Consider the following 25,450-nt stretch of genomic DNA (forward strand, 5'->3'; position numbering starts at 1 on the left):
AGAGTTTCCAAATCGGCGACAATGTGCCTCATGAGTAACGAAGCTACACTGCCGCCGTATCCTAATTATCTTGGCGCCTATCTTAAGGCATTTGATATGACGCAAGAGCAGGCCGGACAGGTAATCAACCTACAAAAGGCAGCGGTTAATAAGATCGTCAAAGGAAGTAGGGGCCTCAGACCAGATTACGCAAGAAAGCTCTGGTCGCACCTTGGGCTGCCTAAGGAAGACTGGCGCCTCTTGTATGACACGCCCCCGAACGCCGAATACCTTGCCCAGCACAAAAGTGCTGGCGGGGTATTGCCTAGAGGCGCCACAGCGGCAGAACCTATAAGTGTTGAGAAGATCTATGTTGTCGGAAGCGTGCAGGCTGGGCTTTGGCGCGAGGCACTGCAATGGGACGAGGCGAACTGGTACGCGATCACGGGGCCGATTGATACTAGGTATCCCGGACTTAAGAGGTATGGCTTAGTGGTTCACGGAAACTCGATGAACCGAGTGTTTCCTGATGGCACAATTGTTGTGGTCATCAATTTTGATGATCTCGCGCGACACCCTCAAAATGGAGAATATGTCGTCGCTATACAGCGTTCAGAAGATACTCAGGAATTCGAAGCTACTATAAAAGCTTTTCAGATCACCGATGACGGAAAAATGATACTTTGGCCGCAAAGTACGGACCCTTTGTTTCAGTCTCCTATCGTATTGCCTGATAATTTAGAGGAGTGTTACGGAAACGGACATGACGGACACTCCAACGGAATGCCTAATATTTTCGTTCAAGGCTTGGTGGTCGCACATTACACCCCCACGCTGAAGGCAACTTTTTAGGTATCCCATAAGGAAACTTTTCCTTGCGCTAGGTTTCCAAAGAGGATACCAAACTTCATCGTTCACCCACGATGGAGTGCCAGCCGATGTCGGCAACGCCGGTTCAGACCGTCTTCCTTCCTAACAGATCACCCACGCCCCCCCTGGCCGGGCGCGACGCCATCAAGGCCATGCGTGCCATGGCTTCATACATGGACGCCCTCGCCGAGCAGGCTGGCTTTGCCCTGCGCCGCGATGCCGAACGCCTCTGGCAGAACGCTGCTGCGGATAAGCGCCGCGAGGCCGACCAGATGGAACGCGCCGCCAAAGGGCGCACCGTCATTCCCGAGATACCGCAAACCAATCCCGTTCTGACCATACTCGCCCGACACGGGCGCGTTGGGAGCGCACGGGCATGAGCGCAGACCCGTCGAATCATCAGCCGTCAGAGGTGCCGGAAGCGCTGAACCTCGAAGCCTGCCACGCAGCGAGCCTCGAATTTCAATCCGTCTGCGACCGCTATGACCTTTCCGTGTCGCAGCGCCTCGACTTGCTTGCCGATATGACCGCACGCGCCGCCCACGAGATCGCTGGTCGCGATCCGGGTTGGCAACACGCGGCGCGCATCGTGCTGGAAACCATGCAGCGCCACGCTCGCACCCGCCTGCAGCATCTGACCGGCATGGCGTGATGAACGCCCCTATTTTTATTCCTCATTGGAGCGGCCCGGCCATGCCGACCGTAGGAAGACCGACCATGAATCACGTCCATATTTCCGGTAACGGCACTAACGGACACATTCCCGCCATGCCACGCCTCGACACTTTCGCGACAGACGCCGCCGCAGCCAGTCGCGCCCGCCAGGCCGCAGATCCTGAATCGAACGTTGGCGGTATTGCCGTTGACCGTCTGCGTAGCGTGATCGAGCGCGTCGAACGGCTTGAAGAAGAGCGATCGGCTCTTGCGGGCGATATCAAGGATATTTTCAGCGAGGCGAAATCAGCCGGGTTCGATGTCGCCACCATCAAGAACATCATCAGGCTGCGCAAGAAAGAGCCGAACGAGATCGAAGAGCAGGAAACGCTGCTCGATATCTATCGTCACGCGCTTGGAATGTGAGCCATGGCAGCACTTCCCAAAAACGCAGGCGCCGCAAAGCCGGAAAAGCCTTATTCGATCCATGATGGCCAGGGCGTGCGCGTGCAGCGTTTCGCCTCCTATGGCGAGGCTGAGAGAGCCGCAACGGCATGGTGCCGCGAAAAACAGGCACCCGTCGATGTGCGTCGACGCCGCACACACCTAGCAACCGCGCTGCCCCAGAGCGGACGCGCGCCGCTGGTTGAGATGACATGGGCGGGGAGCGCCTACGCATGAGCGCCCGCGCCTATACTCCTGCCGATTGGGTCGACCCGCGCAGCGAAGCACGCGAGCGTCGTTACCAGGCTGCGCAGCCCTCGCTGGGGCTTGTATCCGGCAACCGCACGGCCTCATTTTCCCCTAGGATCGAGCCCGCCATTATGGCGCTGCTCCCCATGCGCTCGAATGAGTGGATGAAACTTGCGCGCCGCGTCGCGCCGGAAGACGTGCAGATATGGGTGCCGCTCACCTGGACGCGCCGCATCCTCGAATTTGTCAGCGCGTCCGAACACTGGGCCTGTCTCTGGCCCTGCGGCGCGATCGAGACTTTTGCGCCCGATGACAGACGCAAGCGCGTCGTCATCATGCAGCCGCATGAGGCCTTTGCGGTGCATCAGGCTCATCCGCTGGTCGATATCTCGCTGCATGAAAAAACACTGACCCTGCGCTTTCGCCGCCCGAGCGAGACACGCGGCACAATCAACGCCGAGCCCGCCTTGCGTCAGGCCTGTCACCTGCCGCCACGCGCGCGCCAGGCTGGAGAAGCAACATGAGTGACAGCGATTGGCATGGCCTCATCATCCTGGGCATCGCAGCGCTTCTGGTCATCTGGATCGCGGTCAGTGAGATCCGAAGCTACCTGCGTTGCCGCGACCTGCGTGCCCAGATCAGGATGCTAGAGCATCTGGAGGCATTCAGCGCCCAGACGCATCACCGCGATCAGGGCACAAACCCATGACCAGCGCCGAAGCCTGGGACGCAGGCGATTACGAACTGGCCGACAAACTGCGCCACGAGCAGGACATGCAGGACGCAATCCGCGCCGAGATCGAGACACAGGAAAGACGAGCACAGGAGGCTGCAAAGCCCCGATGCTTGAGGGAGAGACGGGGATGATCGTAAATAAGAAATACGAAATACTTGATAGCGATACGGTCAAATCTTCTGATGGGCGCACCCTCAAGCGCATCAGAGCGATCGTAGCGATAGCCGCTATCCGAGTGCAGCCGGGCGATCTCGGAGGTTATATCGAGGTCGAAAGTAATCTTCAGGTCTCCGGCGATGCGTGGGTCTCCGGCAATGCGTGGGTCTACGGCGATGCGTGGGTCTACGGCGATGCGCAGGTCTCCGGCGATGCGTGGGTCTACGGCGATGCGCAGGTCTCCGGCGATGCGCAGGTCTCCGGCGATGCGCAGGTCTCCGGCGATGCGCAGGTCTACGGCGATGCGCAGGTCTCCGGCGATGCGTGGGTCTACGGCAATGCGCAGGTCTACGGCGATGCGCAGGTCTCCGGCGATGCGCAGGTCTCCGGCGATGCGCAGGTCTCCGGCGATGCGCAGGTCTCCGGTAATGCGTGGGTCTACGGCAATGCGCAGGTCTCCGGCAATGCGCAGGTCGAACTCAGAACGCATATCGGCTGGTTGAGCATTGTGGGTTCCGAAAACGGAACCCTGACATGGTTTCGATCAAAAAGCGGCATCAGGGTAAACAGAGGATGCTTCAATGGGACGCTCGCTGAATTTGAGGAGGCAGTATCGAAAACACATTCCGACAATCAGACGGCGCGTGAATACCGCTGCTTGATCGATTTTATTCGTTTGCGATCGGCTGGGTTCTCTTATGAGGGAGCTGACACATGACCCACGAACAGAAGCCGGAGAGCGCGGAGTTTCGGACGCGGGAGGCGCAGAGGCGGACGCGCGGCTTATCGGCGCGCCCTATACGGCAAAGCGTCGCGTTCGAATTTATAGACGCCCTGCACAGGCATCATGACCGACCTACCGGATGGCTTTTCGGAATATCAGCCGTAGATATGACCGACGCAATATGTGGAGTTTGTGTAGTAGGCCGCCCGTCGTCCCGGAAGAAAGACGATGGTCTAACGGTAGAGATCACGCGCCTATGTACGGACGGAACATTCAACGCATGTTCGTTTTTGTATGGCGCAGCTTGGCGGGCAGCCCGTGCGATTGGTTATAGGCGAGGTTTCACATTCACCGATCCAGAAGAAAGCGGTGCCAGCCTTCGCGCCTCTGGATGGGTCCAAGACGGCGAAACTCCGGGGCGCAGTTGGAGCGTCCCATCACGCGAGAGGAGCGACAAACATCCTCTCGGCAGGAAAATTCGCTGGCGCATAGAGGTACAGCCATGACCCACGAACAGAAGCCGGAGAGCGCGGAGTTTCGGACGCGAGAAGAAATCGAGATGGAAATGGCGCGTCTCTTTACGCATGGAGTGCGCGGTCCAAACGCGGCCACACAGGTCGTTCACCGCATCTTCGATGAGGTGCGAGCGTTTGGGCATTCCGAGGCAGCGCTCGCATTTGCGTATCGAAACGAAGAAGCAATGGCACGAGATGCTGAAAAGGGCATCAAAGGCGAGCCTTATTGGCGCCGATATATGCAAGCTGTGTTCGAAGATCCTTCAATAGCCTCCGAGGAAGAAGCCCTCGAGTGTGTGGAGACTATCATTCGTGAGTTCAAGCAGATCGGCGCGGCAGAGCAGCGTCGGAAGGATGCGGAGGGGGCGGAGCTGGTCGCATGGTGCCTGATGACGGCAGATGGGCAGATCATCAACGGCATTCACGAGGAAAAGCACCAAGCCGAAACCTACCGGCACCGGAAAGCCTCAGACACGCTGACACCTCTATACACCCGCCCCGCCAGCGTCACCGCGCTTGAGGATCGGGTGAAGGAGTTGGAGGGGGTGAATAAGGCGTGGAGTGACGCCGCAGCTAACGCGCTGACGTGGCTTGAAAACGGGCGCCAAGCGAATGCGCGGGATGAACTGAAGGCGGCTCAGCGCCGTGCCGCAGCCATCCGCGAGGGAGGCGAGCATGGGTGAGACCACGCCAACCGTCCTTGATCCGTGCTGCGGCAGTCGGATGTTCTGGTTTGACAGGGCAGACTCCCGAGCGGTGTTCGGAGACATACGCTCGGAGGCTCATGAGCTTCGCGACAAATCGAGCGCAGGCGGGGCAAGGAAGCTAGTCATTGCGCCAGATGCAGAGATGGATTTTCGCGATCTGCCCTTCGCTGACGGTTCGTTCAATCTGGTTGTATTCGACCCTCCGCATCTCGTGAGGAACGGTAAGACCGGCTGGCTTGCAAAGAAATATGGGAAGCTTGGGCAAACCTGGCAGAACGACTTGCGCGCCGGGTTTCGAGAGTGTTTCCGAGTGCTGCGTGAGGGAGGCACGATGGTTTTTAAATGGAATGAACACGAGATTCCCGTGGGACGCATCCTCGAGCTGACGCCAGAGCGGCCCTTATTCGGCAATCGATGCGGCAAGACAGCCAAATCACATTGGCTCGTCTTCATGAAAGGGGCGCCCCATGACTGACCCCACCCCCTTCAACCGCCTACTGGGCGAGCGGGTGCGGCGGATGATCGTCGCACAAGGCCGGTCGCAGGAGAGCGTGGCCGTCGAGGCCGGAATTTCCACGAGCACGCTCGGCTGCCTGATCAAGGGCCAGAACAGCACCATCAACACGGTCATGAGCGTCATGGTTGTGCTCAAGGCCCCGCCCGAGGTCATGGTCGCGGTCTATGCCGACTTTGTGGAGCATTGGAAGGAGAGGGCGGATGGGTGACGTAACGCCGAGACTGCTGACCACGAACGCCGCAATCGACTATCTCGGCGGTCAGATCAGCCAAAACACTTTCCGTGAGGTCGTCGCGCCCCATCTGCGCCGAGTGACGATCACGCCGCGAAACTTTGGATATCTGCGCGAGGATCTCGATAGCTACCTTGACCGCCTGGCTGGGATCGAGCGAAGGAACGAAGTGATCGCGCCTCGACCATTCCTCGATTCAGTACTCTCGCCGTGATCCTGAGACTCAAATATATCCACAAGGTCAAAGGCAGAAACGGCGCGGTTCACTACTACCTCAGACGGAAAGGCTTCCGGGCCGTCTCGCTGCCAGACATGCGAGATCTCGGGTTCCTCGCCGCATATCAAGCTGCCCTTGCTGAGACACAACGAAAGCCCGTCCTAGCGCTACCTCATACCTTGGAAGGCTTGATCGAGGCATGGAGCCGATCGGCGCACTTTGCGAGCCTCTCACCCGCCACACAGACGACATATCGCCGAATCATGTTCGACCTGCAAAAGCAGGATTACGCGGCCGGCATGGTTGCGGAGTTTGAGCCGGTGCATATCCGACGAATCATGGCGCGGCATGCCGACACACCCGCCGCAGCCAACAATCGGCTCAAGATACTGCGCCTCGCCTTTGATCACGCGGTCGATGACGGGTGGAGGCAGGACAACCCAGCAAAGACGGTGAAGAAGTATCGGGAGAAGGCAGAGGGTGCGACGCCGTGGAAGGAGGAGCAGATCACGCAATTCCTCGATCACTGGCCTGTTGGCACTGCGCCACGGCTAGCTCTGTTGTTGCTTCTCTACTCCGGACAACGGCGCAGTGATGTGGTTCGTATGGGACGCCAGCATGTGCGCGGCGATCTGCTAGAGGTAACACAGCAAAAGACCGGAGCGTCTTTGATGATCCCGCTTCACTCGGTCCTGGCGTATGAGCTGGAGCATGCACCCCAAGAAGGGACGTTTCTGCAAACCGGGAAGGGCGAGGCCTTCACAGCGAACGGATTCTATATGCGGTTCAAATCGTGGCGCGCTGCAGCAGGCTTGCCAGACGGCCTCAGTCCGCACGGTTTGCGAAAGGCAGCCGCCCGACGACTCGCAGAAGCGGGATGTAGTGCGCACCAGATCGCGGCGATTACAGGGCACGCCACTCTGTCAGAAGTCGAGCGGTATACCCGCGCAGCCGATCAGGAGATGCTTGCTCGCGCTGCTATGGCTAAAATACGATAAATTTTTAAGCGTTCCAGACGGATGTATCCTCTCCAAGGGTGCGCCCTCAAGGGGGAGAACTTGTCGCCGAAGAGGATGCGACTGAAAGGCTACATTGGCGTGTCTCATAAATTTTGCTGAGGTGATCGCTCCTGCTGTCATGATCGTACATGCAGTAGAGCAGCCAAATCCGCTGCCAAAGATCGTTTTCCGGCGGGAGGTACTCGACGACAAGGCCTAGCTCTGAAGCTTCCTTGTGAGAGACGACGGATCCATGAGCCGGGAAGGTGTTGCGACTGGCTAGTGCTTCGATTGCCTGCTCGACTTTCACAAGCTCGTGTGAGCGCATCATTCCACTCTGAAGAAGCTTCTTAGCAAGAGTCTTCGTCTGAGCGAGCGCGTATAGTCCGAGCTTGTGCAGTGGAAAGTTCGTATGAGCGATCTGAGGATCGCTTAGAACGGAGCAAGGAATCCCATTCAATGATGGTTCGATAGGGCCTAGCTCAGACGTAGCCCCCATTACTATAGATTTAGCGCTCAAAGCGAGGAGTGTGCCGTTGCTTTTAGCTGCGTTCGCCACAATTACCCGAAGATCGTTGACCGAGTTTTCCAGCAGAGAAAGGATGCCTTCTGTCGCATCGGTTTGCCCTCCAACCGTCTCTAGGAAAAGATCAACCGGCTGGCCGCGAACATTGCCTAGTATCTCTTGCATGTAGGCTAGGTCAGGTGGCGCTATCTCAGGCTCAGCCGAGTAGCGGTTTGCAAAATAGACGATCAATCTGCGCTTCGTGATCTGCTCAATGTCGCCAATCAAGAGCTGCCGCAGATATCGGTTTTTTTGTCCCACCCAAAACAAGGGGGACTGCGCAGGTAGCGCAGTCCCCCTTGGAAACGACAAAGGTTTCAGGGGTGTATCACCCGAATCTGAATTGGCGGCTGGGCTTTCGGTCATCATGGAGCAAATGCTGCCTCAAATCATCGCCGCTCGCAAGACGACGCATGGCTTCGTAATCTGGCTTTCGCTCGCGGGGTTGCTCCTGCACCGTGGTGTCAACCTGACGCCCCGGGGCTTTAGGCTTCAGAACATCGCACAAATCAATTGAAGCGATAGCTGAATAGTCATGGCGGTTGAACATAGGTTTGCTCCTTCGTGCCCTCGAACGCGCAAACGAACCGAATGATAGAATGGTTACATCTGAACAGGCCGGATTTGAAAAATTTGGCCCTGAAAAGCGGTATTTGAGTTTATGCCGCTCGCGTTCGTATCACCGATATAAGAGGCAAATGAAAAAATAGGTATTGAAAATATGCGACAAACGGTTTTTTCCGGGTAAATCCTGTGGATAACTCTTGGGTGGAATTCAACAAGGAACTACCTAATTGCTCAACTACGGCGATGATCGAAGTGGAAAGCAAAGCCGGACAAATGTAAAACACCGTCCCAAAATGGCGGTTTTCTGCGGTTTTTTGGGGAGAGTGGTGAACCGGGTGGGACTCGAACCCACGACCATTCGATTAAAAGTCGAATGCTCTACCGGCTGAGCTACCGGTTCACATGAGGCGTCTGGCTACAATATGCGCCAGAAGCCGTCAACCGACTGAATCAGGTTCAGCCGGTTTTCATGCGGCTTTTAAGGCCGTGATGCCTGGGATCAGGCTTCGGGACGCATGGAGATGATGGTGTCGGGGTCTTTCACCATGCCCGACGACCCTGCGCCACGCTTGATCTGGTCGATATGCTCCATGCCGGAAACGACCTGACCGGCGATGGTGTACTGGCCATCCAGCGAGGGGGTGGGCTGGAACATGATGAAGAACTGGCTGTTGGCCGAGTTCGGGTTCATCGTGCGGGCCATGCCCAGCGTGCCGCGCTCGAACTTGGCTTCACGCGTGAATTCGGCCTTCAGATCGGGCAGATCGCTGCCGCCCGAACCGGTGCCGGTCGGGTCGCCGCCCTGTGCCATGAAGCCTTCGATGACACGATGAAACTTCACGCCGTCATAAAAGCCCTGCTCGGAAAGGGTGCGCAGGCGTTCGGCTGCAAGCGGGGCGATATCGGGACGCAGTTCGATCACGACGTCACCGGTCTTGAGCTTCATGACGAGGCGGTTATTGGTTTCGGACATTGACTTCTATCCTTGTGTTGGCGGAGCCCTGAAAGGCTACGCGGCCTATGTCGGCTTCTCTGCCGCGTTGGGCAAGAGACGCCGGGTGATATTCTCCGGCAGATAGGGGGCTATATCGCCCCCATAGGCAAGGAGTTCGCGCACGAGACTTGAAGAGATCAGGCGGTGCTCTTCACGCGCTGTGAGAAACAGGGTTTCGAGTTCGGGAGCAAGCGTGCGATTGACGGCTGCCATGGGCATTTCGCTGGTCAGGTCCGACTCCGAACGCAGCCCCCTGACGATGAAGCGCGCACCATGGGCGCGAGCTGCCTCGACCATGAGGGTTTCGAACGGGGCAACGCTGACCTGAGCGAGGCCTGCAAGTGCAAAGGTCTCGGTGATGGCGGCGCAACGCTCGTCTATGGCGATGCGCGGGGCCTTGCGGGGGTTGAGGGCGACCCCAATCACGAGACGGTCGAGGATGCCCAATGCGCGGCGGGCTATATCGAGATGGCCCAGGGTGAACGGATCGAACGTGCCGGGATAGAACCCGACACGTTCGCGGCTCAGGGAGGCGTCAGTTTGCACTGTCATCCGGTGTTGAGTCGCCGGAAGAGGGCGTTTCCGAAGAGGCCGTCTCCTGTGCGCCGGAAACAGCGGCATCCGATTCCTCGAGCGACGTTTCGGCGTCGTCTGCTTCCGTGCCTTCCGATTCTGCGACGGGGAAGATGCTGGTCACGCGTTCTTCTGCGCCGACGCGGAACAGGGTGACGCCGCTGGCCTGACGGGCCATGACGCGCACCTGCGAGACGGGAACGCGGATCAGGCGACCGACATCGGTGACCATCATCACGTCAGTGCCGTCGAGGGTGGGGAGGGTCGCAACAACCTCACGACCGCGCTTCGGGTTGGTTAGCGTCATATTGGCAATACCCTGACCGCCGCGACCGCTGACGCGATATTCATACGCTGACGAGCGGCGCCCGAAGCCGGCATCGGTAACGGTGAGCAGGATTTCTTCCTGAGCGGCGAGCTCGTCGAAACGCTCCTGCGTCAGATCGCCGGCATCGATGGCCTCATCGGCATCGTCAGAGGCGATCTCTTCGATTTCTTCCTCTGTGCCTGCGGCGTTTGCAGCAGCTTCTGCGCGGCGCCTGGCGTTGGCTGCGCGCAGATAGGCAGAGCGTTCCTCGACGCTGGCATCGACATGGTTGAGGATGCAGAGCGAATTGACTTCGTCGCCTGTAGCGAGACGGATGCCGCGTACGCCCGAACTGTCGCGCCCGGCGAAGACGCGCAGCGTGTCATCGGTGATCTGGAAGCGGATGGAGCGGGCCTTGCGTGTGGCCAGGAAAACGTCCTGACCTTCGCGGCAGGTGGCAACACCCACGAGGCTATCGCCTTCATCGAGCTTCATGGCGATCAGGCCTGAAGCTCGGATATTCTTGAAATCACTCAGGCGATTGCGTCGGACATTGCCGCTGGCCGTTGCGAAGACGAGGTGCAGATCTTCCCACTGCTCCTCTTCCTGCGGGAGGGCGAGAATGGCCGTGATGGAATCTGTGCCCAGATCGGGCAGGAGATTGACGAGGGCGCGCCCCTTGGCCGTGGGAGAGGCCTCTGGCAGGCGCCAGATCTTCTCACGATAGGCCTTGCCGCCCGAAGAGAAGAACATGACCCATTGATGGGTATGGGCATTGAAGCTGTTGACGATGACATCATCGCCGCGACGCCCTGCTGCCGTACGACCGCGACCGCCGCGGTTCTGGGCGCGGAAGATCTCGAGCGGAGTGCGCTTGATGAAGCCGTCACGGGTGATGGTGACGACCATCTGGCCGGGCTCGATCAGGCTTTCATCCGACTGGTCGCCCAGCGCATCCGAAATTTCGGTCATGCGCGGCGTGGCGATTTCGGCACGGGCCAGAAGCAGCTCGTGACGCATCACTTCCATACGGCGGATATGGCTGCCGATGATGTCGAGCAATTCGTTGATCTTGGTGGCGACCTCGCTCAGTTCGCCCTGGATCTTGTCGCGCTCCAGACCGGTCAGGCGCTGCAGGCGCAGTTCGAGAATGCCGCGTGCCTGAACCTCGGTGAGGTGCACCTTGCCATCGACGATGACATTGCCCTCGTCATGGATCAGTTCGATGAGCGGCTGCACATCGGCAGCATTCCAGGCGCGGGCCATGAGCGATTCACGCGCAGTGGCGGCATCGGGGGCACTGCGGATAAGCGCGATGACCTCATCGATATTGGCCACGGCGATGACGAGGCCGACCAGCAGATGGCCACGGTCACGCACCTTGTTCAGATCAAAGCGCGAGCGGCGCAGAATGACGTCTTCGCGGAAGCGGATGAAGGCTTCCAGAACGTCCTTGAGGCCCATTGTACGGGGCTTGCCGTCATCGAGCGCGAGGCAGTTGACGCTGAACGAGGTCTGAAGCTGGGTGAAGCGGTAAAGCTGGTTCAGCACCACCTCGGGGGTCGCGTCGCGCTTGAGCTCGATCACGATACGCATGCCGGAGCGATCGCTTTCGTCGCGGATGTCGGAAATACCCTCGATTTCCTTGGCGCGAACGAGATCGGCGATCTTTTCCTGCAGCGTTGCCTTGTTCACCTGATACGGGATTTCGGTGACGACAATCGCCTGACGGTCCTTGCGGATATCCTCGATTTCGGCGCGGGCGCGCATCGGCACGGAGCCACGACCCGTCTCAAAAGCCTGGCGGATGCCGCGGCGACCCATGATGATGCCGCCCGTCGGGAAGTCAGGGCCGGGGATGATCTTCATCAGATCGTCGAGCGTGGCTTCCGGATTTTCAATCAGGGCAAGCGTTGCGTCGATGACTTCGCCGGGGTTATGCGTCGGGATATTGGTTGCCATGCCGACGGCGATGCCGGAGGCGCCATTGACCAGCAGATTGGGGAAGGCGGCCGGCAGAACCTTGGGTTCGCTCTCGCTTTCGTCGTAGTTCGGCTGGAAATCGACCGTGTCGCGGTCGATATCGTCGAGCAGGAAGGACGCCGATTTGGCCAGGCGCGCTTCTGTGTAACGCATGGCGGCCGGACTATCGCCGTCAACCGAGCCAAAATTGCCCTGACCGTCGATGAGACGGACGCGCATGGACCAGGACTGGGCCATACGCACCATGGCGTCATAGATCGAGCTGTCGCCATGGGGATGGTATTTACCCATGACATCACCGACCGCGCGGGCCGATTTGCGATAGGGCTTGTCGGAGGTAAAGCCGCTCTCACGCATGGCGTAGAGAATGCGGCGATGGACCGGTTTGAGACCGTCACGCACATCCGGCAGCGCACGCGACACAATGACCGACATGGCATAGGCGAGATAGGAGGAGCGCATTTCCTCCTCAATGGTCACCGGGATCTGGTCAGTCGGGGCGGCGGGCGGCGTCAGGTCGGTCAAGGCAGGTCCGTCTTGTTGTCTTTGAGGTCAGGGCGGGGCGGTCAGGCTTACGCGATCAGAACGGGATCTCGTCGTCCAGATCACCACCCGGTGCGTCCCAGCCGCCGCCGTTGTTGCCGCCACCATTGCGAGCGGGCTGCTGGTTCATGCCGCCATTATTGCGCGCAGGCGAATTGCCGCCGCCATAGGAGCGCGACGGGCCGCTTTCGTAGCCGCCACCGCCACCCATGCCGCCACCGGAATCGCCATCGCGGTTGTTGTCGAGCAGGGTGAGCTCGCCGCGGAAGCGATCCAGAACGATTTCGGTGGTGTAGCGCTCCTGGCCGGACTGATCAGTCCATTTGCGTGTCTGGAGCTGGCCTTCGACATAGACCTTGCGGCCCTTGCGCAGGAAGCGTTCGGCGACATCGGCCAGACGTTCGTTGAAAATCACGACGCGATGCCACTCGGTGCGCTCCTTGCGCTCGCCAGAGGCGCGGTCGTTCCAGCTTTCGGATGTGGCAATGGTCAGGTTGACGATCTTGGAGCCAGACTGGGCATTCCGTGTTTCCGGGTCGCGACCCAGATTACCCACGAGAATGACCTTGTTCACACTTCCTGCCATGGCGACCGACCCTACATCCTGAAAATATAGACCATCTTAGCCCAGCAGAACGCTGCCGTCACGCCTGTGACCGAACGACGCTCGACTTTAATCCTGCGAGCAGCAATCTTACATGGGTCTCGAAACGTTCTCGTTTTCCGACCCCCCTTTCGATTCTTCCTCGCGTGGTGCTGATGTCTGATCTGCCGTACAACCAGTCCATTCGTGTGCGCGGCGCCCGTGTGCACAATCTGAAGAATATCGACGCCGATATTCCCAGGGACCAGCTGACGGTCATCACGGGGCTTTCGGGCTCCGGCAAATCCTCCCTGGCTTTCGATACGATCTATGCCGAGGGGCAGAGGCGTTATGTCGAGAGCCTGTCGGCTTATGCGCGCCAGTTTCTGGAACTGATGGGCAAGCCGGATGTGGATTCGATCGAGGGCCTCTCACCGGCCATTTCGATCGAGCAGAAAACCACCTCGAAAAATCCGCGCTCGACTGTGGGGACCATTACCGAGATTCATGATTACATGCGCCTGCTCTGGGCGCGTGCGGGTGTTCCCTATTCACCGGCAACCGGACTGCCGATCGAGGCGCAGACGGTCAGCCAGATGGTGGACCGGGTGATGGCGCTGCCTGAAGGCACGCGCCTGCTGCTGCTTGCACCGGTGATTCGTGATCGCAAGGGAGAGTATCGAAAGGAGCTTGCAGAGCTTCAGCGCAAGGGCTTCACGCGGGTCAAGGTTGATGGCGAGACCTACGAAATTGCCGAGGCGCCTCATCTCAACCGCAAGCTGCGTCATACGGTCGAAGTGGTTGTCGATCGTGTTGTGGTGAAGGCTGGAATCGAGACGCGACTGGCAGATAGTTTCGAGACGGCGCTGGGTCTGGCGGATGGCGTGGCCTATGCCGAGCCTGTGCTGCGCGAGGGAGAGAAGGCCACAATCGAGCATATGGTCTTCTCTGCCAAATTTGCGTGTCCTGTCAGCGGGTTTACGCTTGAGGAAATCGAGCCGCGTCTGTTTTCGTTCAATGCTCCGATGGGTGCCTGTCCGGTCTGTGACGGCATCGGGACGGAAACGCATTTCGATGCGCGTCTGGTCGTGCCGGATGAGACGCTGTCTCTGGCAGAGGGAGCAATCGCGCCCTGGCGGGATGCCAAGACGCCTTGGTATGACCAGACGCTTGAGGCGCTGGCGCGTCACTTCAGGGAGAAGATGACGACGCCCTGGAAAAACCTCGGCGAGGGGTTCCGCAAGGTTCTTCTGGAAGGGGGCGAGGACTCTGTTCTGTTCACCTATAAGGATGGCAAGCGCGCCTATGAGCTGAGCAAGCCTTTTGAAGGGGTGATGCGCAATCTGCAGCGCCGTCTGGCAGAGACGGACAGCATGTGGGTGCGTGAAGAGATGTCGCGCTATCAGTCCGATGTGCCGTGTCATGCCTGTCACGGGGCGCGACTGCGACCTGAGGCGCTTTGCGTACGGGTGAACCATCTTAATGTGGCTCAGGCCTCCGATCTGACCATTCGCCGGGCGCTTGACTGGTTTGGTGGGGTTGAGGCTTCCCTGACGTCACAGCGGGCCGAGATTGCGCGTCGTATTCTGCGCGAGATTCTGGATCGATTGCGCTTTCTGGATGATGTCGGTCTCGACTACCTGACGCTGTCACGCGGATCTGCCACGCTTTCGGGCGGAGAGAGCCAGCGTATTCGCCTGGCAAGCCAGATTGGCTCGGGGCTGACCGGGGTGCTCTACGTGCTGGATGAGCCCTCTATCGGATTGCACCAGCGCGACAACGAGCGGCTTCTGGGCACGCTCGACCGTCTCAAGAAGCTCGGTAATACGGTAATCGTTGTCGAGCATGACGAGGATGCAATCAGGGCTGCTGACTGGCTGATCGATATGGGCCCCGGAGCCGGTGCGCTTGGTGGCACGGTGGTGGCAAGCGGCACGCCGGATGAGGTCGCGAAAAACACGGCCAGTATCACGGGCGATTATCTCTCGGGCAGGCGGATGGTGCCCGTGCCGGAGAAGAGGCGTCCCTACGATGAAAAGCGTATGCTCAGCGTTGTCGGGGCCACGGGTAACAACCTTCATGACGTGACGGCACGTATCCCGCTCGGGTGTTTCGTGGCGGTGACGGGTGTGTCCGGTGGTGGCAAATCCACCCTTGTGGTCGACACGCTCTACAAGGCGCTGTCGCGCGAGCTGATGGGCTCAAGCCAGTCTCCCCTGCCTTATCGGGCGCTTGAGGGTGTGGAGCATCTCGACAAGATCATTGATATCGATCAGTCGCCGATCGGGCGCACCCCGCGTTCGAACCCCGCGACCTATACGGATCTCTTCACACCGATACGCGACTGGTTCGCAGAGCTGCCAGAGGCCAAGGCGCGCGGCTACAAGCCGGGCCGGTTCTCATTCAACGTCAAGGGCGGTCGCTGCGAGGCCTGCCAGGGCGATGGCGTTCTCAAGATCGAGATGCATTTTCTGCCCGATGTTTTCGTGACCTGCGATACCTGCAAGGGGCAGCGCTATAATCGCGAGACGCTCGATGTGAAATTCCGCGGCAAGTCGATTGCCGATGTGCTGGCAATGACGGTCGATGAGGCGCTGCCTTTCTTCCACGCCGTACCGCGTATTCGTGACAGGCTGGCGATACTGCAGCAGGTGGGTCTTGGCTATGTCACGCTCGGGCAGCAGGCGACGACCCTCTCGGGCGGTGAGGCGCAGCGCGTCAAACTGTCGAAGGAACTGGCAAAGCGGGCGACAGGGCGAACGCTTTATATCCTGGATGAACCGACAACCGGGCTTCATACCGAAGACGTTCGCAAGCTGCTCGATGTGCTGCACGCGCTTGTCGATCAGGGTAATACCGTTCTTGTGATCGAGCATAATCTGGATGTGATCAAAACGGCGGATTGGCTGATTGATATCGGACCGGAAGGCGGCGACGGTGGGGGCAGGATTGTGGCGGAAGGGCCGCCTGAGGTCATCGCGGCAACGCCCGAGAGCCATACAGGGCGGTTTCTGGCGCCGCTGCTGCCTGCACGATCCAGCCCGGTCGTAACACCTGTCAAAAAGAAGAAGGCCACTACAGTGGCCCGTCGAAAGGTGCGTGCTTCATGACGATTGTTGTTCCCTTCTGCGGGCGGATTACCCCCAGAGAGCGTCAGGAAAGCCTTGATGCGATCAATGCGGCGCTCAACAATATCAGGGTAATTCCTTTCGAGGATCTGACCGACGGGGAGCGGCGCACGGCGCGCATGGCGGTAGTGGCCAATCCCGACCCGGAAGATCTGCGCGATCTGCCCATGCTTGAATGGGTGCAGAGCCTCTGGGCCGGCGTTGAGCGCCTGGTTGAGGAGATGCCGCATAACGCGGTGCGTATTGTCAGGATGACCGACCCCCAGCTGGCCCAGACGATGTCTGAAGCGGTGTTGGCATGGACGCTTTATATTCATCGTGACATGCCGGTTTATCGGGAGCAGCAGGAGGCGAAGCGCTGGCTGCAGCACAAGCTTCTCATGCCTGAGGATCGCCCGGTTGGCATATTGGGTATGGGCAATCTGGGACGGGTTGCGGCCCAGAGGTTGCAGGCGAATGGCTTTCCTGTGACGGGGTGGACCCGAACGCCCTGGACGAAAGCCGATATTCCGATGATGTACGGGCCGTCCGGGCTGGAGACCATACTGCGCAAAAGCAGCATCGTGGTCGTTCTGCTGCCTCTGACGCCCCAGACACGGGGGTTGCTGGACGACTGGCGGCTGGGGCAGATGCAGGAGGGTGCGGCCCTGCTGAATTTTGCCAGAGGGCCGATTGTCGATCAGGCCGCATTGATACGGGCGCTTGACCGGGGCCATCTTGACCATGCGGTACTCGATGTGTTCGAGCGGGAGCCCCTCAAGAAGGATGATCCGCTCTGGGCGAACCCCAGGGTGACCATCCTGCCGCATATCACGGCCCCGACCCAGACAGGGACTGCGTCACTTCTGGCAGCCGGGAATATCCAGGAGTTTTTCGATCACGGTCGGATACCTGAGGCCGTCAATCGTGAGCTTGGGTACTGACGGTTTGATGTTCCCGGTGGGAGAATAGACAGGTCTTTCCCCGCCCTTGTGAGAGCCGTTCTGGCTCTACAAGGGCGGGAAACCCTGATCAGTGTTCGGCCTGATCGTAGATCGGGCGAAGCGTCTTGCCTGTTGCAGCGGCCGGAGCCGACGGGGCAGCGCTGGAGAGGTTTTCAAACGCCTCGGGATGCTGGGAAATATCGACGCCACCGACGGGCTGCGGATGATGCAGATCGTCGTATTGCAGTGGGGTGATGGAAAGCGCCTGGTCCATGGTGGGCAGAAGCTTCACATTCCATCCGCCGCCAAGGGCGCGGATCAGCCCGATATCAGCCTGATAGAGACGTGTGGCGACCTCGATCTGATGGATGCGGGTGTCGAGTGTCTGCACCTGAGCGAAGATGGCCTCGAGATAGGTGCCTACGCCGCCCTGATAGAGCGTCATTGTCATGTTCTGGGTGGCCAGGGTAGCATCCACGGCCTTCTTGAGGGCATGGTTCTCCTGGTCGAGGCGGTTGGTACGGGAGAGACCGTCCTCAACTTCGCGGAACGAGTCGAGCACCTTGCTGCGATAGGTGTCGCGCGTCTCGCGATAGGCCGACCAAGCATGCTGCAGTTCGGCGCGTCTCAGCCCGCCCTCGAAGATGGGCAGCTCGAACGAGGCGCCATAGGACCAGAGCGAATTGGCCAGATTGGCGAGATCGAAACCGTTCTGGGCGAAGCCGCCGCCAGCCTGAAGCGAGACATGCGGGTAGAAGGCCGCGCGCGCGATACCGATTTCGCGATTGGCCTGGGCCATCTCGCGCTCGGCGCTGGCGACGTCAGGACGGCGCTGGAGCAGCTCTGACGGCACGCCAGCGGGAACGCTCGGCTGGTTGAAGCCCATGACCTGCGTGGGGGCGATATGGAAGGAGGATGGCGAGGCATTGGTCAGGATGGCGAGGGCATGCTCGGTGACCTCACGCGCTGCCTGCACATCAAGCTCGGCGGCCTGAGTCGAATAAAGCTGAGCCTGGGCGCGGGCGACGTCGAGACGTGGCGCTGCCTGATGCTCCAGCTGGTTCTGCGTGATCTGCAGTGCCTTCTGATAATAGCCGATCGACTGGTTATAGATGGCGATCTGGGCGTCATAACCGCGCAGTTGGACGTAGTCTGATGCCAGTTCGGCCTGCAGACTGAGGCGCGACATGGCGAAATCAGCCGCTTTTTCCTGCGCAAACTGCTTTTGCGCGCGGACATGGTTGCGTATGGCCGACCAGAAATCGGGCTCCCAGGAGGCGAGGCCGTGATATTCCTCATCAGTCTCGGTGATATTGCCCTTGTAACGGAACAGGCGGTCGGATGACTGCTTGTTGTCGAACGCCCCCGCGCCCATGGCCAGATGGGGCAGAAGTTCGGAGCGGGCCTGTACCACAAGGGCGCGGGCCTGGATGAAGCGTTCAGCCGCTGCCTGCAGATCCGGATTGGCCTTTGTCAGCGTGGCTTCCATCTCGTTCAGGAGCGGATCGTTGAGCAGTTTCCACCAGTCGGTCGGCAGGGTGGTATCGGCGGGAGTAGCCGTCGCGAAGGGGCCCTGACCGTGCCAGTTGGCTGGCACGACGAAGGTGGGCGGCTTGTAGGTTGGCGCGAGGTCACAGGCTGACAGACCGAAGGCTGTCAGAACCGTGCCGCAGGCCAGAGCCAGTTTCTTGAAGCGATGTGTGCTCATTCCGAAGCCCCGAATCCGGACTGGTTGTAGCCGCGCTCTGGCTGGGTGACGTTGACCTTGTCGCCTTCGAGCAGATCGGCTGGCGGGTTGGCAATAATGCGGTCCTTGGGCGAGATTCCGGCCTGGATCTCGGTCGAGGTGTCGGCCATGCGTCCAACGACGACCTTCTTGTAATGAACCGTGTTGTCGTCATTAACGACTACGACCTGCATGCCCTTTTCCTCGAAGACGAGTGCCGAGGTCGGGACCTCGTAGAGATGGGCCGTCTCGTTATGCGCCTTGAGCTGAACCGAGGCGAAGGTACCCGGCCACAGAACCTCGTTCGGATTTTCCATGGTGAATTCCGATGTCACCGTGCGCGTGTTCGGGTCGTAACCGCGCGCCGTGGTCAGGAAGCTCGCATGGAACTTCTTTTCCTTGAACTGGGGCACGCTGACATCGGCAGTGACGTCGGGTTGCAGAATATAGGAGAAGACTTCTGGCACGGAGACAAAGAGACGCAGCTTGTGGACATCGGCGACCGTAAAGAGCTCGGAGGCGCTGCCGGTGCTGTTGAGATTGCCGCCGCCGTCATGGACGTAATCGCCCACATTGATGCTGCGCGAGGTCACGATGCCGTCGAACGGGGCCACGATGGTCTTGAATTTCTCAAGGGCTGCAAAATGGTCGACATTGCGTTGTGCCGCGTCGACTTCAGCCTTGGCTGATTGCTCGTTGGCATTCGAGACCGAAACCGACTGACCGGAAACCGACTGCGACTGGCCCATGGCGCGCCAGCGTTCTGCTGTCACCGCGGCGAGATGGTACTTGGCGAGAACGGCGTTCAGATCGGCCTGGGCCTGTGCATATTGCGCGTCGAGTGCGGGAGCGTTGATTTCCGCCAGCGCGTCGCCTGCCTTCACATGGGCGCCGTAATCCTTGAACCACATCTTCACGTAGCCCGAGACCTGCGGATAGATCGGAGCCTGATACCAGGCGTCGATATTGCCGGGCAGGGTGAGGGCGACCTTGTCTGGCGACTGGATGGGGTTGAGCACGGCCACGTTCGGAATGGCGTTGGCCGAGGTCTCGGTAGCCAGGGCGCTGCTATGGTGAACGCGACCGACGACGAGAGCGCCGACCCAGAGCGCGAGGACGCATCCTCCCGCAATGGCGATGATCTTGGGGGAGGTGGCCATTAGACGATTTCCTTCTGGCGGGCAGAGCGGTTGTGCAGGATCGCGTAGACGCAGGGAACGAAGAGCAGGGTAGAAATGGTGGCGACGATCAGCCCGCCGATGACGGCGCGGCCCAGTGGCGCATTGGTCGAGTTGGACGTTGCCATCGGGATCATACCGACGATCATGGCGAGCGCCGTCATGAGAACCGGACGGATACGGCCATAGCCGGCCTCGATGGCAGCGCGCAGCGCGTCGCCATGCACCTCGAGACGTTCACGGGCGAAGGAGACAACCAGGATGGAGTTGGCTGTTGCCGTGCCCATGCACATGATGGCGCCGGTAAGAGCCGGGACCGAGAGGCGGGTGCCGGTCAGGAAGAGGGCCCAGGCAATGCCACCCAGCGCGCCGGGAAGGGCGGTGATGATGATGAACGGATCCAGCCAGGACTGGAAGTTCACGACGATCAGCAGATAGATCAGCACCACGGAAACGCAGAGGCCGAAGACCAGCTGGACATAGGCACCATGCATCGTGGTGGCCTGACCATGCACATCGACAGCGGTCGTACGCGGCAGGTTGGAGGCGTCATTGGCGATGGTCTTGTTGACCTCGTCGAGGACGGCGCCGAGATCGGTGCCTTCGACGTTCACGTAGATGTCGATCTCGGACATCGAGTTGTAATGCGAGACCTCGCCCGGCGTGCCCGTGGGAACGACATCGGCAATAGCGCCCAGAAGCTGTGTCTGGTCGTTGGGATTGCCGTCACCCTTATCGATGGGAACCGTCAGCAGGTCGTTCAGATGCGTCAGCTGGTCCTGAGACGTGTAGACGTTGAGCGGGAAGGTGACGTTATCGACAGGATCGAGCCAGAACTGGGGATCGACGACGCCTGAACCGGCGAGGGTGAGCAGTTCGTTGGTTGCCAGATCGTTTTCGCTGAGGCCGGTGGCCTGGCTGAAGGTACGGTTGCCGTTGACCATGAGGGTTGGTGTGGACATGGTCTGCTGGATGACGACGTCAGCCGTTCCCGGGATCTGGCGGATCTTGCCGATCAGATGCCTGGCATAGTTGTAGTTGTCGTCAACGCTCGGGCCGGAAAGCTGGATGTCGATGGGCGCAGCCGAGCCGAAATTCAGAATCTTGTCGGTCAGGTCGGCGGGCTGGAAGGTGAAGACCGTACCGGGGAAGCGCTGTGAGAGATCCTTGCGGAGCAGGGCGCGATAATCCCAGACAGGGGATTCCTCATTCTTCAGGGCAATCGTCAGGTCGCAATCCTGCGTGCCGACTGTCGGGGTCGGGATGAAGGCCTGGTTATGAGGGCCTTCGGGCAGGCCGCAATTCGAGATGATGTTTTCGACCTTGCCCGGCAGAAGCTGGTTGATGCGGTCATCGACCAGGGCGGCAATGCGGCCAGCCACTTCGATGCGGGTACCAAGCGGCGCACGCATGTGCATCTGCAACGTGCCGGATTTCACTTCGGGGAAGAAGTCGCGGCCAGCAACGCTGTAGAGGCCCATCGAGGCGATGGAGATGACCATGAACACGCCCACGAAGGCACCGCGACGGGCGACGCAGCGCGTCAACAGGGTATTGTAGCCTTCGCGGAAGTTGTTGAAGCGATGTTCAAACCCGCGCTGGAAGCGACCGAAGAAACCCTTCGGAGCCGGAGCGTGATCGTCATGCCCATGAGCATGATGCACCTGACCGGCCAGCAGGAACTTGGCCATGGTCGGGACCAGGGTACGCGACAGGATGAACGACGCGATCATGGCGAAGATGATGGCGAGTGCCATCGGCATGAACAGGTAACCGGCAACACCTGACAGCTCGAAAAGCGGCAGCCAGACGATGCAGATGCAGGTGGTCGAGACGAAGGTCGGGATCACGATCTGGTTGGCGGCATCGATGATGGCGAGTTCGAGATCCTTGCCCATTTCGAGATGGGTATCGATGTTCTCGATCATGACGGTGGCGTCATCAACTAGGATGCCGACCGCAAGGGCGAGACCGCCTAGGGTCATGATGTTGATGGATTGCCCGGCCCAGCCCAGCCCGATGATGGAGCAGAGAATGGCAAGGGGAATCGAGGTCGCGATGATGACCGTCGAGCGCCATGAGCCGAGGAAGAGCAGGACCACGATGCCGGTGAGGAAGGAGGCTGTGATCATTTCACGGACCACGTCCATGATCTGCTCTTTCACCATGACCGAGGCATCGGCAAGGATCGAGACCTTGACGTCAGGCGGCAGGATGGCGCGCAGGCGGGGAAGCAGGGCCTTGGTCGCAGAGACCACGTCCAGAGTGGAGGCGGTGCCGCCCTTCTGGGTGATCATCTCAACGGCCTGACGGCCCTTGACGAGAACGAGGTTGGTCTGCGGATGGCCGCCGCGATATACGTCAGCGACATCACGGATATAAATGACGGCATTGCCGACGCGCTTGACCGGGATATTGGCGATGTCTTCCATCGATTCCGGTGCGGCGTTGGTCTGAACCATCCAGTCCATGGCGTCGATCTTCTGATCGCCGGCCGGCAGGACGATGTTCTGGGCGGTAAGGGCCGCCTGAACGTCAGCCGCGGAGAGATGATGCGCGCGCAGCTGCTCCTGGTTGAGAGACACCATCACGAAGCTGTCCATGCCGCCATAGGGATGGGCGACAACAGCACCGGGAACGGTGGCGAGAAGAGGACGCACGCGAATGACGCCGAGCTTGAAGAGGTCAGACGGCGTCTGCTTTTCGGACGTGATCTGGAGCGCGATGACAGGAACCTGGGACGGGTCGAGCGCCACGATCATCGGGGCCGGAACCTTGGGAGGCAGGCCGAGGAGAATCGTCTGGGAAATAGCCGTCACTTCTGCCTCAGCCGTGCCGACAGGCGTGCCGGGCTGGAAGTAGATGTTGACGATCGAACGCCCGTAATAGGAATTCGATTCCATATGCTCGATGTTCTGGACCGTCGTCGTGACGGCCAGCTCGAAATTATAGGTGATTCGTCCGGCGAACTCATTCGGGAGCAGCCCCGGATAGGTCCAGATGACCGAAACGACAGGCACCTTGATTTCGGGGAAAACGTCGGTCGGCGTCTTGAAGATCGACATGATCCCGAACATCAGAATCAGGATCGAAAAGACGACGAAGGTCAGGGGCCGCCTTAGGGCAGTTACGACGATGGCGTTCATGAACTCATGCGCTCTCTTCTCGTGCGAAGGGAAGATGCCTTACGGCAGTTTGTTCTGTTTCATTAATCTGAATTAATATTAAGAAAATGAAATCAGCGGGTTTATGCTGTCCATTACTTATCCAGATCACTCATCTTCGGATCGTAGAGACGCAGACATAAAATGTCGCATAAATGTTGTTTTACAAACTCGTGACAAGCGCGTCGGAAATCATGGTCTATGGCAATTCGCCATAATCTATTCTTGACATTATGGCTCAATGCCATTAATAAATGGTTAATCGTCCAGAAGTCGGGTGGACTTCAAGGTGCAGCTGGTCGGTTGAAGCTGATCATAACGCGACGGCGTGAGGCGCAGGGAACGGGTGAAGACGTGCTTGTTCACGTCTTGTTCTTGCTGTGCCCAGCTTCAAGCGCTCTGTCTGCGAATGAAGAAGGCTGTTTTCTGGATGTGCGATGAAAACAAGGACGTCAAGAATGGTCCCCCTCTGGTCTCCTGGGCGGCTCTGGCATGTCGCAAGGCGTGTTTTTGCCCATGTGAAACGCCGTGTCCTGCTGCTGGAGCACCAACTCTGGGTGCAGAGCTGCAAGACGAAGCGCCATCTCGCCGTCGGTGCGGCCATTCAGAACCCCTTTCAGGAGAAAGTCGGTCGAGACGCGCAGACGATTGGAAAGAGACAAGATGAGGAAAACACTTGGCGCGCGATCGCCTTTCTCAATCTTGTTGAGGGTCGAGGCGTCGACGCCTAGCAGGCGTGCGCATTCGCTCTGATTGGGGAAGACCAGCTCTCTTGCCCAGGTGATGCGTCTCCCGATGGCGCGCTGAACGATTGCGAGTGAATCGGGGCGTTTGTGTTTGGCCATGGGGCATTCATAGCAATGGCTCATTGCCAAATCCAGTAGGTAATTTCCGGAATGGTCTATGTGCCCTGCAATGGCATTTAGCCACTCTTGTTGCAAAGGTCGGGTTGGATGAGGATCGCAAAAGAACGTGGCAGGCGTGCTGCGACAGGGGAGGCGCTTGCCAGAGCACTGGCGGCACTGAATGGCGCAGCACCGCTGCGTCAGCCGCCCAAAGCAATGCCGGGCACTGATGAGCGTGATGAGTCTGGGGCCTTGCCTGCAGGGCATCCGGTCACATGGCTGGCACTTTGGGAAGAGAGGGAGCCGCCCTCTTATTTTGACGCCATGCGCGCGACGTCGCGCCTTTAGTGTGCCAGCGCGAACGGCGTGGTTTGTGGGCAGGGCATTTGTGTGTGGAAAGGCGTTCTGGCGCCTGATTATCCGGAGATTTCCCGTATGAGAGAAGGCGCCAACGAAGACAGGTTGACCCTGTCGGACGCACAATCCTGTTTGCCGACGCCAGAGCGTATGAAACGCAGTCGTTTCCGCAAGGACGGCGATGCAGTCAGGGTTCTGTCGACCGTAGCCTGGCTGTATCGAGCTGGCGATATCGGTGATGATGAAGTGGCGGCCAGCGAGCGCTGGCGAATGGAATATGACTACGCGACGCTGGGTGTCGTTGACGCCGAAGGGCCGAAACGGAGCGGTGAAGCGGGAGATATCCATACCTGGATGCTCGGACGTGGGAAATGTTCCGAGAGATTGCGAAAGCTCGCCCAGCTTCTGGGGCAGAGCCTTCATACGCGTATAGAGATGATGCTTGTGCGGGAGATGAGCTTTCCCGACATGGCGGCGATGATTTTCCCCGAGGGGCCTCGTGCTTCGGCGCGTACCAAGACCGCGGCACAATGTGCATTGGCGCTTGAGAGATTGAGTGAGTATTATAGTAATAATAACTTGAAAAAATAATAATATTATAGTATATATAAATCATAATGAAATAGATGCGGATTGCCGCCGTGGCCGACATTCTGGTCGGAGACGTGGTTTCGTGCCGAAGAAGTTTTCTTCTCGTCGTGAAGATAATGCCAGGCGAAGCCGTTCTATGTCCGTTCATAAGCATGTCAGAGTTGCGGCACCGGGCTGATCTCGATCTGTGCTGGGTCGATCTGGCTGACGCGAATTTGCCGATACCCGATATGCGTCTGCGCGGGGTGCCCTGTCGAAAGCAACTGGAGAGTCTTACCCGGATCGGACGTATGCAAGCTGATGTGCATTCGCTGATCATGCGGAAGATTACTGAGGAAATGCGTCAGATCGACAGGATGTGCTTCAAAGGAACCGGATGTGAAACGATCGGTGCAAGAAGAAGAATTCTCAGGGACTGCTGACGT

General features: G+C 59.2%; 29 protein-coding genes and 1 tRNA gene. 20 read left to right on the top strand and 10 right to left on the bottom strand.

Going from position 1 to position 25,450, the window contains the following annotated elements; genetic code table 11:
- Nucleotides 1-30 precede the first annotated feature (30 nt).
- From IEV53_RS09905 to IEV53_RS09965, 15 genes are all read left to right on the top strand, one after another.
- The gene (locus tag IEV53_RS09905; RefSeq protein ID WP_188426634.1) at nt 31-831 is read left to right on the top strand and encodes a LexA family transcriptional regulator; all 801 of its coding nucleotides are present in this window, start codon (nt 31-33) and stop codon (nt 829-831) included.
- 86 nt (nt 832-917) lie between these two features.
- On the top strand, nt 918-1,229 hold the full coding sequence (locus tag IEV53_RS09910; RefSeq protein WP_188426635.1) for a hypothetical protein: 312 nt from the start codon (nt 918-920) through the stop codon (nt 1,227-1,229).
- A complete protein-coding gene (locus IEV53_RS09915; RefSeq protein WP_188426636.1) occupies nt 1,226-1,501 on the top strand; it encodes a hypothetical protein in 276 nt (91 codons plus the stop codon). The genes IEV53_RS09910 and IEV53_RS09915 overlap by 4 nt, the downstream gene beginning before the upstream one ends.
- Nucleotides 1,502-1,617: 116 nt before the next feature.
- On the top strand, nt 1,618-1,929 hold the full coding sequence (locus IEV53_RS09920; protein WP_229719833.1) for a DUF2312 domain-containing protein: 312 nt from the start codon (nt 1,618-1,620) through the stop codon (nt 1,927-1,929).
- Nucleotides 1,930-1,932: 3 nt separating this feature from the next.
- Complete coding sequence (locus IEV53_RS09925; RefSeq protein ID WP_188426637.1) at nt 1,933-2,184, top strand: hypothetical protein; 252 nt, start codon at nt 1,933-1,935, stop codon at nt 2,182-2,184.
- On the top strand, nt 2,181-2,720 hold the full coding sequence (locus IEV53_RS09930) for a hypothetical protein (protein WP_188426638.1): 540 nt from the start codon (nt 2,181-2,183) through the stop codon (nt 2,718-2,720). The genes IEV53_RS09925 and IEV53_RS09930 overlap by 4 nt, the downstream gene beginning before the upstream one ends.
- Entirely contained in the window at nt 2,717-2,905 is a 189-nt protein-coding gene (locus tag IEV53_RS09935; protein WP_188426639.1) for a hypothetical protein, read from the top strand. Before IEV53_RS09930 ends, IEV53_RS09935 begins: the two co-directional genes overlap by 4 nt.
- Nucleotides 2,902-3,063, top strand: coding sequence for a hypothetical protein (locus IEV53_RS14795; RefSeq protein ID WP_229719813.1), 162 nt, complete (start codon nt 2,902-2,904; stop codon nt 3,061-3,063). The genes IEV53_RS09935 and IEV53_RS14795 overlap by 4 nt, the downstream gene beginning before the upstream one ends.
- On the top strand, nt 3,060-3,806 hold the full coding sequence (locus IEV53_RS14800; RefSeq protein ID WP_229719814.1) for a bactofilin family protein: 747 nt from the start codon (nt 3,060-3,062) through the stop codon (nt 3,804-3,806). The genes IEV53_RS14795 and IEV53_RS14800 overlap by 4 nt, the downstream gene beginning before the upstream one ends.
- Entirely contained in the window at nt 3,803-4,318 is a 516-nt protein-coding gene (locus tag IEV53_RS14965) for an XF1762 family protein (protein WP_371869856.1), read from the top strand. Before IEV53_RS14800 ends, IEV53_RS14965 begins: the two co-directional genes overlap by 4 nt.
- The gene (locus tag IEV53_RS09945) at nt 4,315-5,010 is read left to right on the top strand and encodes a hypothetical protein (RefSeq protein WP_188426641.1); all 696 of its coding nucleotides are present in this window, start codon (nt 4,315-4,317) and stop codon (nt 5,008-5,010) included. The genes IEV53_RS14965 and IEV53_RS09945 overlap by 4 nt, the downstream gene beginning before the upstream one ends.
- The gene (locus IEV53_RS09950; protein WP_188426642.1) at nt 5,003-5,509 is read left to right on the top strand and encodes a TRM11 family methyltransferase; all 507 of its coding nucleotides are present in this window, start codon (nt 5,003-5,005) and stop codon (nt 5,507-5,509) included. The genes IEV53_RS09945 and IEV53_RS09950 overlap by 8 nt, the downstream gene beginning before the upstream one ends.
- Nucleotides 5,502-5,759 (top strand): helix-turn-helix domain-containing protein, encoded by a 258-nt coding sequence (locus IEV53_RS09955; protein WP_188426643.1) that lies wholly within the window; start codon nt 5,502-5,504, stop codon nt 5,757-5,759. The genes IEV53_RS09950 and IEV53_RS09955 overlap by 8 nt, the downstream gene beginning before the upstream one ends.
- Complete coding sequence (locus tag IEV53_RS09960; RefSeq protein WP_188426644.1) at nt 5,752-5,997, top strand: hypothetical protein; 246 nt, start codon at nt 5,752-5,754, stop codon at nt 5,995-5,997. Before IEV53_RS09955 ends, IEV53_RS09960 begins: the two co-directional genes overlap by 8 nt.
- Before the next feature lie 266 nt (nt 5,998-6,263).
- Entirely contained in the window at nt 6,264-6,998 is a 735-nt protein-coding gene (locus tag IEV53_RS09965) for a tyrosine-type recombinase/integrase (RefSeq protein ID WP_229719815.1), read from the top strand.
- 46 nt (nt 6,999-7,044) lie between these two features.
- On the opposite strand, the gene IEV53_RS09970 is transcribed toward IEV53_RS09965, so the two are convergent.
- From IEV53_RS09970 to ssb, 6 genes are all read right to left on the bottom strand, one after another.
- Nucleotides 7,045-7,932 (bottom strand): SDH family Clp fold serine proteinase, encoded by an 888-nt coding sequence (locus IEV53_RS09970; RefSeq protein WP_188426645.1) that lies wholly within the window; start codon nt 7,930-7,932, stop codon nt 7,045-7,047.
- A gap of 522 nt (nt 7,933-8,454) precedes the next feature.
- Nucleotides 8,455-8,530, bottom strand: a tRNA-Lys gene (locus IEV53_RS09975).
- Between the two features lie 99 nt (nt 8,531-8,629).
- Entirely contained in the window at nt 8,630-9,103 is a 474-nt protein-coding gene (locus IEV53_RS09980) for a peptidylprolyl isomerase (protein WP_188426646.1), read from the bottom strand.
- 45 nt (nt 9,104-9,148) lie between these two features.
- The gene (coaD, locus tag IEV53_RS09985; protein ID WP_188426647.1) at nt 9,149-9,676 is read right to left on the bottom strand and encodes a pantetheine-phosphate adenylyltransferase; all 528 of its coding nucleotides are present in this window, start codon (nt 9,674-9,676) and stop codon (nt 9,149-9,151) included.
- Nucleotides 9,660-12,449 (bottom strand): DNA gyrase subunit A, encoded by a 2,790-nt coding sequence (gene gyrA / locus IEV53_RS09990; protein WP_371869865.1) that lies wholly within the window; start codon nt 12,447-12,449, stop codon nt 9,660-9,662. Before gyrA ends, coaD begins: the two co-directional genes overlap by 17 nt.
- A 118-nt stretch (nt 12,450-12,567) precedes the next feature.
- The gene (gene ssb / locus IEV53_RS09995) at nt 12,568-13,116 is read right to left on the bottom strand and encodes a single-stranded DNA-binding protein (protein ID WP_188426649.1); all 549 of its coding nucleotides are present in this window, start codon (nt 13,114-13,116) and stop codon (nt 12,568-12,570) included.
- A gap of 173 nt (nt 13,117-13,289) precedes the next feature.
- Between ssb and uvrA the strand changes: the two genes are divergently transcribed.
- Nucleotides 13,290-16,223 carry an excinuclease ABC subunit UvrA gene (uvrA, locus tag IEV53_RS10000; RefSeq protein WP_188426650.1) on the top strand — a complete coding sequence of 978 codons (2,934 nt, stop codon included), beginning with the start codon at nt 13,290-13,292 and terminating at the stop codon, nt 16,221-16,223.
- Complete coding sequence (locus IEV53_RS10005; protein ID WP_188426651.1) at nt 16,220-17,164, top strand: 2-hydroxyacid dehydrogenase; 945 nt, start codon at nt 16,220-16,222, stop codon at nt 17,162-17,164. The genes uvrA and IEV53_RS10005 overlap by 4 nt, the downstream gene beginning before the upstream one ends.
- Nucleotides 17,165-17,252: 88 nt before the next feature.
- Here the strand turns inward: IEV53_RS10005 and IEV53_RS10010 are convergent, their stop codons facing one another.
- From IEV53_RS10010 to IEV53_RS10025, 4 genes are all read right to left on the bottom strand, one after another.
- Nucleotides 17,253-18,872 (bottom strand): efflux transporter outer membrane subunit, encoded by a 1,620-nt coding sequence (locus IEV53_RS10010; RefSeq protein WP_188426652.1) that lies wholly within the window; start codon nt 18,870-18,872, stop codon nt 17,253-17,255.
- Nucleotides 18,869-20,050 carry an efflux RND transporter periplasmic adaptor subunit gene (locus IEV53_RS10015; protein ID WP_188426653.1) on the bottom strand — a complete coding sequence of 394 codons (1,182 nt, stop codon included), beginning with the start codon at nt 20,048-20,050 and terminating at the stop codon, nt 18,869-18,871. Before IEV53_RS10015 ends, IEV53_RS10010 begins: the two co-directional genes overlap by 4 nt.
- Nucleotides 20,050-23,214 carry an efflux RND transporter permease subunit gene (locus tag IEV53_RS10020; protein WP_188426654.1) on the bottom strand — a complete coding sequence of 1,055 codons (3,165 nt, stop codon included), beginning with the start codon at nt 23,212-23,214 and terminating at the stop codon, nt 20,050-20,052. The genes IEV53_RS10015 and IEV53_RS10020 overlap by 1 nt, the downstream gene beginning before the upstream one ends.
- Before the next feature lie 470 nt (nt 23,215-23,684).
- The gene (locus IEV53_RS10025; protein ID WP_229719816.1) at nt 23,685-24,101 is read right to left on the bottom strand and encodes a helix-turn-helix domain-containing protein; all 417 of its coding nucleotides are present in this window, start codon (nt 24,099-24,101) and stop codon (nt 23,685-23,687) included.
- 84 nt (nt 24,102-24,185) lie between these two features.
- Between IEV53_RS10025 and IEV53_RS10030 the strand changes: the two genes are divergently transcribed.
- From IEV53_RS10030 to IEV53_RS10040, 3 genes are all read left to right on the top strand, one after another.
- Nucleotides 24,186-24,425 carry a hypothetical protein gene (locus tag IEV53_RS10030; RefSeq protein WP_188426655.1) on the top strand — a complete coding sequence of 80 codons (240 nt, stop codon included), beginning with the start codon at nt 24,186-24,188 and terminating at the stop codon, nt 24,423-24,425.
- Nucleotides 24,426-24,512: 87 nt separating this feature from the next.
- Nucleotides 24,513-25,025 carry a hypothetical protein gene (locus tag IEV53_RS10035; protein ID WP_229719817.1) on the top strand — a complete coding sequence of 171 codons (513 nt, stop codon included), beginning with the start codon at nt 24,513-24,515 and terminating at the stop codon, nt 25,023-25,025.
- A gap of 50 nt (nt 25,026-25,075) precedes the next feature.
- The gene (locus IEV53_RS10040) at nt 25,076-25,447 is read left to right on the top strand and encodes a hypothetical protein (protein WP_188426656.1); all 372 of its coding nucleotides are present in this window, start codon (nt 25,076-25,078) and stop codon (nt 25,445-25,447) included.
- The last annotated feature ends 3 nt before the right edge of the window (nt 25,448-25,450 follow it).

This window comes from Asaia siamensis, from assembly GCF_014635085.1.
In the GTDB taxonomy this organism is placed as follows: Bacteria; Pseudomonadota; Alphaproteobacteria; order Acetobacterales; family Acetobacteraceae; genus Asaia; species Asaia siamensis.